The organism is Exiguobacterium sp. KRL4 (assembly GCF_001870785.1).
Classification (GTDB): Bacteria; Bacillota; Bacilli; order Exiguobacteriales; family Exiguobacteriaceae; genus Exiguobacterium_A.
In genome coordinates this window covers 1-15545 of sequence record NZ_MOLV01000004.1, presented here as the reverse complement: position 1 = coordinate 15545, position 15545 = coordinate 1, and the positions used below count along the sequence as shown (strand labels likewise).

Here is a 15545-nt window from a genome sequence, read left to right as displayed (position 1 = left end):
AAGAAGAGATGTTTTTTCGTTCATGACAGACTAAAAAAACGCCCCCAAAAATGGGGACGCTCTTGTTTATTATTTCCCTTCGATTGAAGCCCATTTGTACGAGAAGTCTGCGCCGAAGTTATGTTCGACAATCCCTTTGACGTATGGTTTAACCATGAATGCACGTCCACGCTGATAAACAGGCGAGATCGCTGCAGAATCAAGAAGGATTTTCTCTGCTTCTTGAAGCTCAGACCAACGTTTTGTTGCATCTGTTTGTGTTTTCGCATCGTTGATGAGTTTGTCGTACTCTTTATCTGACCACTTACCACGGTTATATGGCCCGTCAGTCAAGAAGAGATCGAGGAACGTCATTGGATCTTGATAGTCAGGACCCCAGCCAGCGAATGAGAATTCAAAATCGCCTTTGTTTTCGAGATCCAGCTTGTTTTTGAACGGTTGTTGCTTGATTGTGACTTTCATACCTGCAAGGTTTTTCTCAAGCTCACCTTTCAAGAACTCACCGATTTTCTTCGCATCATCACTATCGTAGTTCAGAAGCTCAAGTTCAACCGATTTTTGACCGATTTCTTTTAAGCCCTCTTCCCACAGTTTTTTCGCTTCGTCTGCATTGTACTCATTGAATGTCGGGTACTTTTCACGGAAGTCTTTTCCGTCTTCATCCTTCGCGAAATCTTTTGGTACTAGGAAGTTTGCAGGGATTGAACCGTTCGCCAAGATGACGTCTGTGATTCCTTTTTTGTTGTAACCCATGTCGATCGCACGACGGATTTTTTCGTTGTTTAATGCTTTGACTTTCGTATTCAAGTAAAGGTAGAAGATTGTTGACTCACCTTTAGTTTTGAACTCTTCGTTATCTTGATACTGGGCAACGAACTCTGATGAAAGACCAGCACGGTCGATGTCACCTTTTTCGTAAAGATTGACGGCAGTTGATGTCTCTTTAACGACTTTTACGTTAATTGTGTTCAACTTGACGCTGTCTTTATCCCAGTAGTTATCGTTTTTGACCATTTTCCAGCCTTGTTCACGTGTCCACTCTGTTAATTTGAATGGTCCGTTGTAAAGTGATTTATCTGCAGTTGAACCGAAGTCCTTACCGATTTTCTTCGATAATTCTTCTGATTTCGGCATGAATGGACCGAATCCAGTTAACCCGAGGAAGTAATCAGCAGGTGCTTTCAATTTCACTTCGAATGTTTTATCGTCGACAGCTTTGACGCCGACTGCATCACGCTCGCCTTTTTTCGTGTTGTATTCTTCAGCACCATCGATGTTGTAGAAGACGTATGCATATTGAGAAGCGTTTTCTGGGTTCAGAACTTCTTTCCACGCATATTCGAAATCTTTAGCAGTGATCGGTGTACCGTCCGACCATTTTGCATCACGTAGCTTGAATGTGTACGTCAACTTATCGTCTGAAACCGTATGACTTTCTGCAATACCTGGTGTTGGTTGTTGCTTGTCATCCAAACGATAAAGACCTTCCATCGTGTTGTTCAAGACGTTGAACGACACGGCATCCGTAGAAGTTGTTGGGTTAAGTGTCGGAATATCCGCACTTTCAATCAAGTTTAGCGTCTGCTCACTTGATTTCTTGTCCGAACTCTTATCGCCCGATGATGTGTCATTTGAATCCGTCGTCGAACAAGCTGCGAGGAACGCGCTTGAAACGAGAGCTACAGATGTAGCCAGAGCAAAACTTTTCTTTTTCATGATACGATGACCCCCCCTAAAATTTCCAAAGCTAGCAATCTGAGGTTTTTGAACGAAAAAAAAAGTCGTTATCTCTATTCGAACAAAACCCTTCGTTACAAATAGTTTACAATGTTCTGATAATTTTGCAAACCTTTTATCCGATTTTTCTAAATATTTTTTTCAAAACGCCGTCAAAACCAGCTGCTATTTCATTTTTATTTTGCATTTTTTGAAAAACCCATAACCCTATTTCACTAAAAAAAAGCAATTTCAACGGTCGACTGAACCGTTAAAATCACTTTTTTGATCTTATGCATGATACCGTTTGAAAACAAGTGAAGCGTTATGTCCACCAAATCCTAACGAGTTACTGAGGGCATATTCAAGTTCCCATGCCCGGCTTCCTTCACGTACGTAATCAAGATCACAACCTTCACTAGGTTGTTCCAAGTGAATCGTCGGATGGATGGTTTGCTCTTGAAGCGATTTGATCGCCGCGATTGCTTCCACTCCGCCGGCCGCACCAAGCAAGTGACCAATCATCGATTTTGTCGAATTGATGGCTAGTTTTTTAGCATGTTCTCCAAATACCGTATGAATCGCCTTTGTTTCAAGCACATCATTCATCGGTGTGCTCGTGCCGTGCGCATTGATGTATTGAACTTCAAGCGGTTCGATACCGGCGTCTTGAATCGCCATCGCCATTGCGCGCGCTCCTCCGTCACCATCCGGGTCTGGTGCCGTGATATGGTAAGCATCTGCCGTCAGACCGTATCCGCTGACTTCTGCATAAATCGTTGCCCCACGAGCCATCGCATGCTCATATTCTTCAAGAACTAAGATTCCAGCCCCTTCGCCCATGACGAATCCGTCACGTCCTTCATCGAAGGGACGGCTGGCTGTATTCGGATCATGATTCGTCGACATCGCTTTATTGGCGCAAAAACCAGCAAACGATAGATTCGTGATCGGGGCTTCCGCTCCACCAGCAATCATCACGTCGGCGTCTCCCCGCTCGATGACACGTAACGCTTCCCCAATCGCATTTGTTCCTGAAGCACAGGCTGTAACCGAACAGTTATTTGGACCTTTTGCTCCTGTATAAATCGAGACTTGTCCACTCGCCATGTTCGGAATCATCATCGGAATGAAGAATGGGCTGACACGACGATGCCCGCGTTCAAAATAAATCTTTGCTTGTTTTTCAATCGTCTCGACTCCGCCAATTCCAGATCCGATCCAGACACCGATTCGTTCCGCATTGGCTTTGACGTCAAGACCAGAATCCTTAACGGCTTCCATACTCGCGACAAGCGAATAATGGACAAACCGATCCATCTTGCGTGCCTCTTTTGCTTCAATGAATTCTGTAATCTCAAACCCCTGTAATTCACCCGTCACTTTTGTTGGGTATTCATCGATATCCAACCGTTCCATTGGACGAATCCCGTTTTCTCCTGCTTTTAATGCCTGCCAAAATGTCTCGACATCATTTCCAATTGGTGTTAATGCGCCCATACCGGTTACTACTACACGCTTTCTCATCATCTTATGTGTTCTCCCCTTTAGTCCAAGTAATATAAGCAGCTCCCCAAGTCAATCCAGCACCAAACCCAGCCAGGACGAGTGTCGTCCCTGGTTGAAGTCGTCCTTGTCGACGCGCTTCTTCTAACGCAAGCGGAATCGATGCAGCAGATGTATTGGCATGTTCGTCAATCGTCACGATGACTTTCTGTTCCTCGATCCCTAACCGTTCACGTGCCGCTTCGATAATCCGTAAGTTCGCTTGATGCGGAATCAACAAATCGAGTTCTGCGAGTGACCCGTTTGCTTTATGAATGACTTTTTCGACGATGTCCGGTAATTTTCGTACCGCAAACTTAAAAACTTCCCGACCATTCATTTCAATTGGACCATCTAACTCTTTAAACAGAAGATGTGCCCCGCGACCATCTGTTCCAAGCTCAAAGGCATTTAAACCCTGTTGTTCTGTCGGACCGAGTACAACTGCTCCAGCACCATCCCCGAACAGAATCGCGGTCGATCGGTCTGACCAGTCGACGATACTCGACATCTTTTCTGCTCCGATGACGAGGGCATATTTCGACGTTGTCGCCGCCATCATACTCGCTGCCGTTTGTAAGGCAAAAATGAATCCGCTGCAAGCCGCGCTGATATCAAAGGCTGTTGCGCCTAACGCACCGATTCGGTCTTGGACGATACAAGCCGTCGAAGGAAATGCACGCCCTGTTGCCGTCCCGACTACGATCAATCCGATGTCATCTGCCGTCAAGTTCGCATCTGCCAATGCTTTTTGAGCTGCTTCCGTTGCAAGATCCGTTACATCTGTCGTTTCGTCGGCGATATGTCGTGCTCCGATTCCTGTTCGTGTCCGGATCCATTCATCACTCGTATCAAGCGTTGCCGCTAAATCATCATTGGTGATGCGACGTTCGGGTAACGAGGTCCCTAGTCCTACAATTCCAATATTCATGTAGTTGCTCCTTTAAAATTAGTATCTGGTACTAATATAAAGCGTTAATCTGATTTTGTCAAAGAGAAAAGAAGGTTCTGTTTCCAGAGGACCTTCTTTTCGGTAACGCTTATTGTTCTGAATCTGCTAACGTCCGGACGACTTCCATGACCATCTTCGCCGAATTGATCGAAGCAATCTCTAAAAATTCGTCAAACGATAAGGATGCTTCTTCATCGGCACTGTCCGAAATCGAACGTGTCACGACGAACGGCACATTGAATTGATGACAGACTTGCGCAATCGGTGCCGCTTCCATCTCGACTGCCGCGACATCCGGAAAGTTCGTTTTGATGGCGTTCGAGCGTTCCGTATCATGAATGAAGGAATCTCCCGTCACGATCAAACCATGTACGACACGAATCGCTTCCATCCGTTCAATGACGGCTTCTGCCGTCGCAATGAGTTTCGGATCTGCCGTATAGGCAGCAGGCATTCCTGGTACTTGCCCGTACTCATAACCAAATGCTGTCACATCGACGTCATGATGACGGACTTCTGTCGAGACGACGACATCGCCCACTTTCAGACCTGCTCTGAATCCCCCTGCTGATCCTGTGTTGATGACGGCACTTGGCTTGAAATGATCAAGTAACAGTGTGGTCCCGATCGCCGCATTGACTTTCCCAATACCGGACTTCAAGATGACGACGGGTACACTGTTCAGTAATCCCTCATAAAAATGATAATTGGCGATCACCGTATCTTTTCGTTCCGATAATTCATTACGAAGTAAGTTGACTTCCTCTTCCATCGCGCCGATGATTGCGATTGGCATGTCGATTCCCCCAGTCAAACAGAAAACCGGATTGCTCCGGCTCCTGTCAGTTCTTATTTATTTAATCGATGTGATTTTGACAGCAAAGTCTCCACCTGGTGCTTGAACGGATACTTTTTCACCTACGCTGTGACCAAATAAACTTTTGGCGATAGGTGATTCGTTTGAGATTTTTCCAGTGAATGGATCTGCTTCCGCACTCCCAACGATAGTATACGTCTCTTCTTCATCATCTTCCAAGATCAAGAATGTAACCGTCGTTCCAATACCCACGACAGAGATATCTTTTTCATCTTCTGAGATGATCGCGAAGTTCCGTAACATCTCTTCCAACTGAGCAATCCGTCCTTCAACCATCGCTTGTTCTTCTTTTGCTGAATCATATTCCGCGTTTTCCGACAAGTCACCAAATGAACGAGCAATCTTAATGTTTTCAACAACTTCTTTTCGGCGGACTGACTTCAATTCGTTTAATTCACTTTCAATCTTGGCTTTCCCTTCAAGCGTCATATAATACTGTTTTTCTGCCATTTTTGTCACGCTCCTTTTTATTCCACTAGTATAGTATATTCACATCTTTTTTGGAATCAATATCCTCTTTCGTCAAGTGCCGACCGGTAATCCAGAATCGCCCGGATCTTCGTGACGAGTAAATCGATGGCCACGTGGTTTTCTCCGCCTTCAGGAACGATGATATCCGCATACCGTTTTGTCGGTTCACAAAACTGAAGATGCATCGGACGAACGACTTTCGTATACTGTTCGACGACCGAGTCGATCGAACGGCCCCGTTCATTCATGTCACGTTGCATCCGACGGAGGATCCGAACATCTGCATCCGTGTCGACGAAAACTTTAATATCCATCAATTCCCGTAAACGTTCATCTTCAAGCGCTAAAATTCCTTCGACGATGATGACGTCACGGGGGTCAAGTGTGATCGTTTCTTCTGCTCGTGTATGTGCGACATAATCGTAGACCGGTTTTTCGACTGCCTGATTTTCGCGTAATGCTTTGATATGTTCGATCAATAAATCATTATCGAAGGCAAATGGATGATCATAGTTCGTTTGGTAACGTTCTTCCATGGATAACTCACTTTGGTCCTTATAGTAAGCATCTTGCTCAATCATGACGATGGATTCACTTGGAAATGCCTCGACAAGCGAACGTGCGACCGTCGTCTTCCCTGAACCTGTTCCTCCAGCCACACCAATTACAACCGGTTTTTGCATTGAATTCGTACCTCCATCATTCATTCCGACTTCACTTTCCGACTGACGGACACACCGTCTCCGAGTGGGAAAATCGTCGTATCATATTGGTCTTGCTCCATCATCCATGCCGTAAACTCTTTGACAAGACGAACCAGACGCCGTCTTCTCCGGTCAAAGGTTTTTGGATCCGTTTCGAGTACGTCACCATGCAAAAACAGATTATCCGTGTATAAAACTCCGCCTATTGGCACTAGTCGCCCATAACCGTTAAAGAATTTTTTATACTGTCCTTTGGCCGCATCGATGAATACGGCATCAAACTCCTGATCAAGTGTTTCGGCTAATTCTACTGCATCGGCAAAAACGATGTCAATCCGATCTGCGACATCCGACCGTTCAATGAACATTTTCGCTTCGGCATATCGTTTGGCATTTCGTTCAACCGTCGTGATGTGGGCATCCGGTAAGGCACGAGCCATCCGGATTGCACTGTAACCAATCGCTGTTCCGAGTTCGAGGATTCGTTTCGGTTGTTGTAACGTCAACAACGATAATAAGACTTCCGATCCCGTCAGTTCAATGATTGGAATGTGGTGCTCTTTCGCGTATGTTTCCATTTCCTGCAACAACGGATCACGTTGCCGGATCATTCCTTCGACATACGCTGTAAAATCATTCATTCAGAATTCACTCCTTCTGCGCATAAACAGGTTGACCGGGAACGAACATACCGTCCCCGATCAACCCCTGTTCACTGCTCTTTACTTGCTTCGTATTCGACCCATTCCGGTTTATACTTGACGACATTTCGTTGGTGCTCCTCGTATGTTTCTTCGTAGAGGATTTGACCACGTGGATTTTTATCACTTGGTGGTCGGGCGAAGAAGTAGACATATTTTGTCTCGTTTGGATTAAGAACGGCGAGGATTGAATCTTCGCTGACGGTCGATATCGGACCAATCGGAATACCTTCGTATTTATACGTATTGTATTTCGAATTGTTCTCAAGATCTTTTAACGTCGTCAGTGCTGTATTTTCTCCCGTACCGTACCAGACCGTTGGATCCGATTGGAGTTTCATTCCGTCGTTGAGGCGATTCGTGAAGACACCGGCAATTTCGCGACGATCGTCTGGCGTCGCCGCTTCCCGCTCGACCATTGATCCGAGACTCAACACTTCATGGAAGGTCATACCCGATTTGTTGATCGTATCCGCATTCGCATCATAAATCTTTTCCATCTCGTCTAACATCGTTTCTGCGATTTGATTGATACTCTTTCCTTTGTCGAACTCATATGTCGCTGGGAACAGGTATCCTTCTAACGAGTAGAGGACCCCTTCTTTCGTCACTTCATCCGTCAACATCGGATACTTTTCAATCAAACTTTTGATATACGCCTCATCCGTCAAGGATTTTCGAATCGAATCCGCCTTAAAGCCCGTCGCTTTTGCGATGATGGCAATTTGTCGGTCCATCGTAATCCCTTCAGGAATCGTTACTTTGACATCCGCTGCTTTCATGATTGTTCCGGTCTTCAACTCATTGATGATTTCGTCTGGTGTCATCGCTTGTGTCAAGGTATACGTCCCTGCTTGGAATGACGATTCATTCTTGTAGCGGACGTAATAACGGAAAATCGTTTCGTTAGCGATTAAATCCTTTTCTTTGAGAATACTTGAAATCGTACTTGTTCCGGCGCCAAGCGGAATTTCGACTTTGACGGACTTCGTCGCTCCTTCGTTGACCGGTTCAAGTGAACTCTTTAAAAAGATGTAGATGGCTGCTCCTGCTACTAAGAAAATCGTGAACAACACTGAAAGGATGATCAGCGTAATCCGGCGCGATGTCCGGCGGCGCTTCTGTTCTGTTTCAGCATTTTTCTTCCATTCATTCTCCATCGGTTCCTCCTTCTTCTCTTAAAACAAGGTGACATCGAAAGAGCATTGCTCTCACGACGTCACCTTATGCACGAGTCGGTTTAGTCAAGCTCGTCTTCTAATGTATTGAATACTTCTTCAATCTCATCCCATGTTTCTGCATCGTCTTCTGCGATCGGAACAAGATTAAAATCGTTATCTCCATCACCATATTCGTCTAGTTCATAGACAAAGATGTCGACTTCTTCTGCTTCATCATAATCCGCACCGATTGGCTCGAGGAAAATGTATGTTTTGTTCGAACGTGGACTTTCATAACGTAAACGCTCCGCAAACTCAAAATCATTACCTTCGCCATCGGGAATTACGTACCGTGTTGGTTCATTCTGTTGCATCATTCATCCGCTCCTTTAATGCAGTCTCGAGTTCGTCCCAAGTCTGCTCATCGTTTTCATCAATCAGGCTCAGCTCAAAATCGTCTTCGCCTTCTCCAAACTCGTCGATTTCACAGATGATCAGATCATCTGCGCCCTCTTCCGGGTGACCGATCATCTCAAGAAAGAGATACGTTTTACCGGTTCGTTCACTGACATAACGGTACCACTCTTCGAAAAGATGTTCGCCACCGTCTTCATCAGGAAAGAGATACTGCCGTTTTTCTTCCGACATCTCATTTCCTCCTTATCGATTTGCCCGATCCAAATAAGATTGTAGGATCATGACTGCCGCCATCTTATCGATGACGAGTTTCCGTTTTTTCCGACTGACATCTGCATCAATCAGCATACGTTCTGCCTGCATCGTCGTCAGCCGTTCATCGACGAGGACGCTCGCAAGACCAGTATGTGCCTCGATTTCACGCGCAAACGCTTCACTGGCCTCTGCTCGCGGTCCAATCGACCCATTCATGTTTTTAGGATGTCCGATGACGATGATTTCGACACCGTACTCCTTAATAATTACCTCGAGCCGTTTAAAGGCGACAGGATAGTCCGGCTCCGTCCATTTGATGGTCTCGATCCCTTGCGCCGTCCAGCCCATCAAATCACTTACCGCAACACCAATCGTCTTTGAACCGACATCAAGTCCGATCGCACGCTTCATTTTTTGTCTCCACTCTCCGATAAATAAGATTTCACGAGTTCTTCTAGTAGTTCATCACGTTCAATCTTTCGGATCATATTACGTGCATCGTTATGACGAGGAATGTAAGCAGGATCCCCGGAAAGAAGATATCCGACGATCTGGTTGATCGGATGATAGCCTTTTTCTTCTAAAGCATGATAGACCGTCAACAACACTTCACGTGTCGCTGCTTTACTATCGTCTTCTGGAAAATTAAATTTCATCGTTTGATCCATCTGACTCACGTTAATCACCTCTTTCATTTACACTACTTCTCTATTATGCCAGTGATTGCACGTAATGTGAAGTAAACGCAAGCGCTTCGTTCAATTTTGCAGGATCTTTTCCGCCCGCCTGTGCCATATCCGGACGGCCGCCGCCGCCGCCGCCGCAACGTGTTGCGACTTCCTTGATCAGTTTACCTGCGTGATACCCTTGATCGATCAAGTCTTTTGAGACACTCGCAACGAGATTGACCTTATCGCCTTGTGCACTTCCAAGAACGATGATTGCTGAACCGAGGCTACCTTTTAGTTCGTCCATCATGCCACGGAGAGCGTCCATGTCTTGGACGTCGACTTGTTTAGCAAGGACTTGAACGCCGTTGATTTGTTCGACATCACCTTTGAGTGACGCTGCTTCGATGTTCGACAACTTCGCTTGTAACGATTCGTTTGTGCGTTCCGTTTCACGAAGTTGGAGTTGGAGCGCTTCGATCCGTCCTGGAACTTCCGCTGTTTTCGTTTTCAGTACACGTGCCGCCTGCTCGAGTGTCTGCAAGTGACCGTTCATGACGTGATACGCACCTGCACCTGTGACCGCTTCGATCCGACGTGTCCCAGCACCGATACCGGACTCGGAAACAATCTTGAACAGACCAATTTCTGCTGTGTTCTTGACATGAATTCCGCCGCATAATTCGATCGAGTACGTTCCCGCTGAAACGACACGAACCGTCTCACCATATTTTTCACCAAACAAAGCCATTGCACCTTTTGCTTTTGCATCAGCAATATTCATCTCTTCGATTTCAACAGCGAGTGATGCCCAGATTGCTTGGTTGACATCTTGTTCGATCGTCGTTAATTCTTCTGCCGTCACTGCACCAAAATGCGAGAAATCAAAACGAAGACGTTCCGCTGATACAAGCGAACCCGCTTGATTGACGTGTGTACCAAGCGTATCCTTCAGGGCTTTATGCAACAAATGAGTCGCTGTGTGGTTTTTCGTGATTGCCTGACGTGACGAGGCTTCGACCGTTGCCCGGACCGTTGCATCAGCCAACGCGATCCCTGTCCGGACGATGACCGTATGCAAGTTTTGTCCATTTGGTGCTTTTTGAACATCTTTGACATCCAGTACAAAGTCTGCACCGACGATGGTTCCTGTATCCGCGACTTCTCCACCACTCTCCGCATAAAACGGTGTGATATCTAATAAGAGTTGTGCTTCTTCTCCTGCAGCGACTTCTGTCACTCGTTCTCCATCATGCAGTAAAGCAATGATTTTCGCATCCGTCTCAAGGTCCGTATAACCAATGAATTGACTCGGAACGGTTAACGTCGCGAGGACTTCCGATTGTTGCTGCATCGAACCACCCTCTTCACGGGCAGCACGGGCACGCTTCCGTTGCTCATCCATCGCCCGTTTGAAACCTTCTTCATCGACGGACATCTGGTGGTCTTCTGCGTATTCGACCGTCAGCTCGAGCGGGAAGCCATACGTATCATACAGGCGGAATGCATCTTCGCCACTAATTGTATGTTCGCCATTACTTTTAGCCGTTTGTGCCACTGTATTCAAGATGGCCAGACCATCATGTAACGTCTCATGGAACCGCTCTTCTTCGTTTTTGATGACACGTTTGATGAAGTCTGCTTTCTCCGGTACTTGTGGATAGAAGTCCACCATGACACTCCCGACCGTATCAACGAGTTCATGCATGAACGGACGTTCGATGCCAAGCATCTTCGCATAACGGACGGCACGACGGAGCAGACGGCGTAAGACATAACCACGCCCTTCATTTGAAGGCAATGCCCCATCTCCAATCGCGAAGGCTACTGTCCGGATGTGGTCGGCTATGACTTTAAACGCCACATCGAGTTTCGCATCTTCCCGGTACGTTTTTCCACTGAGTGCTTCTGTTTTATGGATGATCGGCATGAACAAGTCCGTATCGAAGTTCGTTGGCACATCCTGCATGACACTTGCCATCCGTTCGAGTCCCATCCCTGTATCGATGTTTTTTCGTGGCAATTCTGTATAGTTGCCATGTCCGTCATGGTTGTACTGACTGAAGACGATGTTCCAAATTTCAAGGTACCGTTCGTTTTCGCCCCCCGGATACAATTCGGAATCGTTTGGATCGTCACCAAATGCCGGTCCACGGTCAAAGAAAATCTCCGTATTCGGACCGGATGGACCTTCTCCGATTTCCCAGAAGTTATCTTCTAGCGGGATGATGCGTTCAGCCGGCACACCCAGTTCGAGCCAAATTTGAAGCGCTGCATCGTCTTCCGGATGAATCGTCACGGAAAGACGGTCCGGATCAAGGCCGTACCAGTCATCACTCGTCAACAGTTCCCAGCCCCATTTGATCGCGTCTTCACGGAAGTAATCGCCGACGGAAAAGTTTCCGAGCATCTCGAAAAACGTATGGTGACGGGCTGTTTTCCCGACGTTTTCGATATCATTCGTCCGAATCGATTTTTGAGCATTGACGATTCGTGGATTCTCTGGAATGACACGTCCATCAAAATATTTTTTTAAGGTCGCAACACCTGAGTTGATCCAAAGTAATGTTGGATCTTCAATCGGGACGAGCGACGCGCTTGGCTCGATTGCATGCCCTTTTGATTGGAAAAAATCGAGATACATCTGACGGATTTGTGCACCTGTCAATGGCTTTAATGGTTTCATCGAAAATACCCCCGAATTGATTAGTTTATCCTGAACGCAAAAAAACGATACATTCATCCCTGAAAAGGGACGAAAGCATCGCTCTCGTGGTACCACCCTCGTTCGTAAAGACAGTTCCTCTCTTTACCTCGAAAAATCCAATAACGGAGATTACCCGCAAGTGTTTGCACTCGACTCCGGAAGGAGCTTCAGACGAATCGTCATGGAGATGGTTGCAGCAACTCCATCTCTCTCTGGTACATGAACAATTCATCTTACTTAACTTCCATCAACGTTTTGCGTCCATTCATCTAACGTGATTATTACCTATCTGACGCATCCAGTCAAGTCTTTGTCATCCCGCCCAGTCGTTCAATCAGCCGGGTCCGTCGACGTGGTTCTTCCTCCTGCGACGCTTTGTAAAAGGCGCGTGGATCACCAAATAACAGCAAACTGGCTTTTGCCCGTGTCACAGCCGTATAAATCAGATTCCGAGAATGTTTGAAGGCACCTGTGAAGAAAACAGGCATCAAGACGATTGGAAATTCCGACCCTTGCGCTTTATGAATCGTAATCGCATAGGCATGTGTGAACTGATCCCAGTCACTCCGGTTGTATTCGACTTCTGTCTGATCAAAACGAGCAATGATTTTATCGACCTTATCGACGTTTTCTTTTGCAAAAAAGATATTGACGATTTCCCCGATATCTCCGTTATAGACGTTTTCTTCCGCGTTATTGACGAGTTGGAGAATCTTATCACCACTCCGGTAAATGCGTGTCCCTTGTTTGACTTCCCGTTTCTTTGGCGCTTCCGGATTATAGACTTGTTGGAGGACGATGTTCAGTTCGTCAATCCCGACTTGTCCCCGGTAGGTCGGCGCTAAAATTTGGACATCGAACTTCGAATACCCTTTCGCCAGTGCTTTTTCTGCAAAAGCCGCGATGCCACGCAAGGATTCTTGCGGCGCCAGTGAATAGAACCGGCGATCGGACAACGGAGCAAGTAAATCCGCCGAGGTGACACGGTTTTTCAAGTCATGGGCCAGGCGAAGGATCGACGAATCCTCGGCTTGGCGATGGACGACATTTAATCGGACGACCGGAATCCCGTCCGTATCCATCAAATCCGCCAAGACTTGTCCAGGTCCGACCGATGGTAGTTGATCGCGGTCCCCGACAAATAAAATCTTCATTCCGTTCGGTACTGCTCGTAACAGACTCGATAACAGATAAATATCGATCATCGACGATTCATCGATGATCAACACCTTTCCTGTGATCGGTTGATCTTCGTTTAATTGAAAGTTCGTTCCATCATATTTCAAGAGACGATGGATCGTCATCGCCGGAACGTCCGTTGCCTCCGACAGACGTTTCGCCGCTCGTCCGGTCGGCGCGACGAGGACATACGGATAGACCTCACCTGATTTGACCTGACTTTTTTCAAGTGGCCAGTCATGAATCTCCTGTAACGCGTGCAGGATTCCCTTGATGACTGTCGTTTTTCCGGTACCTGGACCACCTGTCAACACCATCAGCGGGGCTTTAACCGCGAGTTCAATTGCCTCCCGCTGTTGGACGGCATATTCCATTCCAAAACGTTCCTCCAGTTGACCAATCGCCGACAAGATCGTTGCGACATCGACTTCTTGTTCTGACCCATTGGCCATGACGCGGGCCAACTCCTTTGCAGCCCGGACTTCAGCATAAAAAATCGTTGGTAAGTACAAACAGCCCTCTTCGAGTTTGACCTTATCTTCCGTCAATAATAATTCGATTGCTTGTTCGAGCCGTTCGCCCGGGTCTTCACCCAGTAGACGAGGGGCCCGCTGCAACAAGGATTCGACCGTCGCGAAGGCATGCCCTTCCGCTGCCTCTTGCTCTAGAATATGCATGATGGAAGCTGCGACACGTTCCGGATGTAAACCGACGAGACCGAGATGCGAGGCAATCTGATCCGCTGTTTTAAACCCGATTCCACTGACTTCATACATCAAGGAATACGGATTTTCACGAATTCGTGCCATCGCGTCTCCTTCGTAAGCGGCATAAATCTTCGCCGCTAATTTTGGTGTGACGTCAAACGGGGCTAAAAAGAGCATCAATTGATCGACCCCATATAACGTCGCCAGTCGACTAAAAATCACATCGGCCTGTTTTTGTTTGAGACCCGGAACGCGGTCCAATGCCTTGCTGTCTTTTAGGATGACATCAATCGCGTCCTCACCTAAGGCGTCGACGATATTTTTCGCTGTTTTCGGACCAATGCCGGTAAACGAACCATTTGTCAAAAAACGGACTGCCGCATGTTTCGTCATCGGGACCGACCGGCGAATCAGCTCTGCTTTTAATTGTTTGCCGAATCGGGGATGGTCGATCAACCGTCCAAAGGCTTGATACGTCCCGCCGAGTTCGATCCCGACGCCTGTCCCCGTGACGACAAGTTCCGTTTCTTTTAATTCAAAGTTCTTTTCTTTGATTGTGATCAAGACGATCGAATGGGCCTCTTCTTCGGAGGAAAACAGCACACGTTTGACTCGACCTACTACATGATGGGGGTGCTCCATCGCTCCACCTACTTTCTTCACTCCAGTTCTCTGCCATTATCATAGCATTCGTTTAGTCGATTTTAAATGAGGGAAACGTACCTTGAATTAATTTTCGATAGGAGGAACGGATAATGGGACGTCTACCGATTGCCGGATTATGTGAATTAGTACTAGAAGTCGAGGACATGGAGCGTGCTGTCGCCTTTTGGAATGGAATACTTGGGATTCCAATCGTCGAACAGTGGGCGCCCGAGGACGCTGAACCAAGTCAGGAGCAAGCAAAAACCGACGGATCTTGGGCAACTTGGCTTTACATCGGTGGAAACACACGACTGGGGCTTTGGCTCAAACGTGACTTCACGATGGAAGAACGGACCGTCAAACGACTTCCCGTCACGGAATGGGACAGTTTATATGATGAAGGGGGCATGCATGTCCACTGTGCCTTTTATATCGAAAAAGACAAGTTTGACGAGGCACTTGAATTTTTACGTGCGGCTTCGATTGCCGTCAAGATTCGTGAGTGGGATGAACAAGAAACCTCAAACGACAAAGAGTATTCTGCTTACTTCAAAGATACCGAACAGAACGTCATCGAATTGTACACCAAAAACATGGACGAAGCGTACGAAGATTTTTCCGGTCCTCCATTACGTGTCGTCCGCGAAGTCGGACACTAAAAAAAAACTCGCCGTTTCTCCGATTGACTGAACTGAGCCCTAGAGTTTGGACAGTTTAATAAAAGCACCCTTAACGTTTTAAGCTGCTATGAGATGGCTTCGGTATTGTACCGGAGTCATCTTTTGTAGCTATTCACTGTGTTCGCGATTGTAATATTCTACACACAAACGACACACACATC

Annotated in this window: 15 protein-coding genes and 1 other annotated feature; of the genes, 1 reads left to right on the top strand and 14 read right to left on the bottom strand. The window is 46.7% G+C overall.

The window, feature by feature from the left end; genetic code table 11:
• Nucleotides 1-69 precede the first annotated feature (69 nt).
• The 14 genes from BLD48_RS02420 to recD2 form a co-directional block, all read right to left on the bottom strand.
• A complete protein-coding gene (locus BLD48_RS02420) occupies nucleotides 70-1716 on the bottom strand; it encodes a peptide ABC transporter substrate-binding protein (RefSeq protein WP_071498814.1) in 1647 nt (548 codons plus the stop codon).
• Nucleotides 1717-2007: 291 nt separating this feature from the next.
• A complete protein-coding gene (gene fabF / locus BLD48_RS02415; protein ID WP_071498813.1) occupies nucleotides 2008-3246 on the bottom strand; it encodes a beta-ketoacyl-ACP synthase II in 1239 nt (412 codons plus the stop codon).
• Between the two features lies 1 nt (nucleotide 3247).
• On the bottom strand, nucleotides 3248-4192 hold the full coding sequence (locus BLD48_RS02410; protein WP_071498812.1) for a beta-ketoacyl-ACP synthase III: 945 nt from the start codon (nucleotides 4190-4192) through the stop codon (nucleotides 3248-3250).
• Between the two features lie 109 nt (nucleotides 4193-4301).
• Nucleotides 4302-5009 carry a 5'-methylthioadenosine/S-adenosylhomocysteine nucleosidase gene (mtnN, locus tag BLD48_RS02405; protein WP_071498811.1) on the bottom strand — a complete coding sequence of 236 codons (708 nt, stop codon included), beginning with the start codon at nucleotides 5007-5009 and terminating at the stop codon, nucleotides 4302-4304.
• A gap of 57 nt (nucleotides 5010-5066) precedes the next feature.
• A complete protein-coding gene (gene greA / locus BLD48_RS02400) occupies nucleotides 5067-5540 on the bottom strand; it encodes a transcription elongation factor GreA (protein WP_071498810.1) in 474 nt (157 codons plus the stop codon).
• Between the two features lie 56 nt (nucleotides 5541-5596).
• Entirely contained in the window at nucleotides 5597-6244 is a 648-nt protein-coding gene (gene udk, locus BLD48_RS02395) for a uridine kinase (protein ID WP_071498809.1), read from the bottom strand.
• A 20-nt stretch (nucleotides 6245-6264) separates the two neighbouring features.
• On the bottom strand, nucleotides 6265-6906 hold the full coding sequence (locus BLD48_RS02390) for an O-methyltransferase (RefSeq protein WP_071498808.1): 642 nt from the start codon (nucleotides 6904-6906) through the stop codon (nucleotides 6265-6267).
• Nucleotides 6907-6977: 71 nt separating this feature from the next.
• Nucleotides 6978-8126, bottom strand: coding sequence for an endolytic transglycosylase MltG (gene mltG, locus BLD48_RS02385; protein WP_071498807.1), 1149 nt, complete (start codon nucleotides 8124-8126; stop codon nucleotides 6978-6980).
• An 80-nt stretch (nucleotides 8127-8206) separates the two neighbouring features.
• The gene (locus tag BLD48_RS02380) at nucleotides 8207-8503 is read right to left on the bottom strand and encodes a DUF1292 domain-containing protein (RefSeq protein ID WP_236629918.1); all 297 of its coding nucleotides are present in this window, start codon (nucleotides 8501-8503) and stop codon (nucleotides 8207-8209) included.
• Complete coding sequence (locus tag BLD48_RS02375; protein ID WP_014970868.1) at nucleotides 8487-8774, bottom strand: DUF1292 domain-containing protein; 288 nt, start codon at nucleotides 8772-8774, stop codon at nucleotides 8487-8489. Before BLD48_RS02375 ends, BLD48_RS02380 begins: the two co-directional genes overlap by 17 nt.
• A 12-nt stretch (nucleotides 8775-8786) precedes the next feature.
• Nucleotides 8787-9209: a Holliday junction resolvase RuvX gene (gene ruvX, locus BLD48_RS02370; protein ID WP_071498806.1), complete on the bottom strand. Its 423-nt coding sequence runs from the start codon at nucleotides 9207-9209 to the stop codon at nucleotides 8787-8789.
• A complete protein-coding gene (locus tag BLD48_RS02365; RefSeq protein ID WP_026829929.1) occupies nucleotides 9206-9475 on the bottom strand; it encodes an IreB family regulatory phosphoprotein in 270 nt (89 codons plus the stop codon). The genes ruvX and BLD48_RS02365 overlap by 4 nt, the downstream gene beginning before the upstream one ends.
• A 34-nt stretch (nucleotides 9476-9509) precedes the next feature.
• Nucleotides 9510-12152 (bottom strand): alanine--tRNA ligase, encoded by a 2643-nt coding sequence (alaS, locus tag BLD48_RS02360; protein ID WP_071498805.1) that lies wholly within the window; start codon nucleotides 12150-12152, stop codon nucleotides 9510-9512.
• A gap of 62 nt (nucleotides 12153-12214) precedes the next feature.
• Nucleotides 12215-12433 (bottom strand) — a binding site (T-box leader).
• Between the two features lie 42 nt (nucleotides 12434-12475).
• Nucleotides 12476-14722: an SF1B family DNA helicase RecD2 gene (gene recD2 / locus BLD48_RS02355; protein ID WP_236629917.1), complete on the bottom strand. Its 2247-nt coding sequence runs from the start codon at nucleotides 14720-14722 to the stop codon at nucleotides 12476-12478.
• A gap of 92 nt (nucleotides 14723-14814) precedes the next feature.
• Between recD2 and BLD48_RS02350 the strand changes: the two genes are divergently transcribed.
• Nucleotides 14815-15363 (top strand): VOC family protein, encoded by a 549-nt coding sequence (locus BLD48_RS02350; protein WP_071498803.1) that lies wholly within the window; start codon nucleotides 14815-14817, stop codon nucleotides 15361-15363.
• Nucleotides 15364-15545: the final 182 nt, after the last annotated feature.

What these genes read in the sequence shown, in the direction of transcription:
- BLD48_RS02420 (WP_071498814.1), bottom strand. Translation starts at nt 1,716, where the DNA reads ATGAAAAAGAAAAGTTTTGCTCTGGCTACATCTGTAGCTCTCGTTTCA.
- fabF (WP_071498813.1), bottom strand. Translation starts at nt 3,246, where the DNA reads ATGATGAGAAAGCGTGTAGTAGTAACCGGTATGGGCGCATTAACACCA.
- BLD48_RS02410 (WP_071498812.1), bottom strand. Translation starts at nt 4,192, where the DNA reads ATGAATATTGGAATTGTAGGACTAGGGACCTCGTTACCCGAACGTCGC.
- mtnN (WP_071498811.1), bottom strand. Translation starts at nt 5,009, where the DNA reads ATGCCAATCGCAATCATCGGCGCGATGGAAGAGGAAGTCAACTTACTT.
- greA (WP_071498810.1), bottom strand. Translation starts at nt 5,540, where the DNA reads ATGGCAGAAAAACAGTATTATATGACGCTTGAAGGGAAAGCCAAGATT.
- udk (WP_071498809.1), bottom strand. Translation starts at nt 6,244, where the DNA reads ATGCAAAAACCGGTTGTAATTGGTGTGGCTGGAGGAACAGGTTCAGGG.
- BLD48_RS02390 (WP_071498808.1), bottom strand. Translation starts at nt 6,906, where the DNA reads ATGAATGATTTTACAGCGTATGTCGAAGGAATGATCCGGCAACGTGAT.
- mltG (WP_071498807.1), bottom strand. Translation starts at nt 8,126, where the DNA reads ATGGAGAATGAATGGAAGAAAAATGCTGAAACAGAACAGAAGCGCCGC.
- BLD48_RS02380 (WP_236629918.1), bottom strand. Translation starts at nt 8,503, where the DNA reads ATGATGCAACAGAATGAACCAACACGGTACGTAATTCCCGATGGCGAA.
- BLD48_RS02375 (WP_014970868.1), bottom strand. Translation starts at nt 8,774, where the DNA reads ATGTCGGAAGAAAAACGGCAGTATCTCTTTCCTGATGAAGACGGTGGC.
- ruvX (WP_071498806.1), bottom strand. Translation starts at nt 9,209, where the DNA reads ATGAAGCGTGCGATCGGACTTGATGTCGGTTCAAAGACGATTGGTGTT.
- alaS (WP_071498805.1), bottom strand. Translation starts at nt 12,152, where the DNA reads ATGAAACCATTAAAGCCATTGACAGGTGCACAAATCCGTCAGATGTAT.
- BLD48_RS02350 (WP_071498803.1), top strand. Translation starts at nt 14,815, where the DNA reads ATGGGACGTCTACCGATTGCCGGATTATGTGAATTAGTACTAGAAGTC.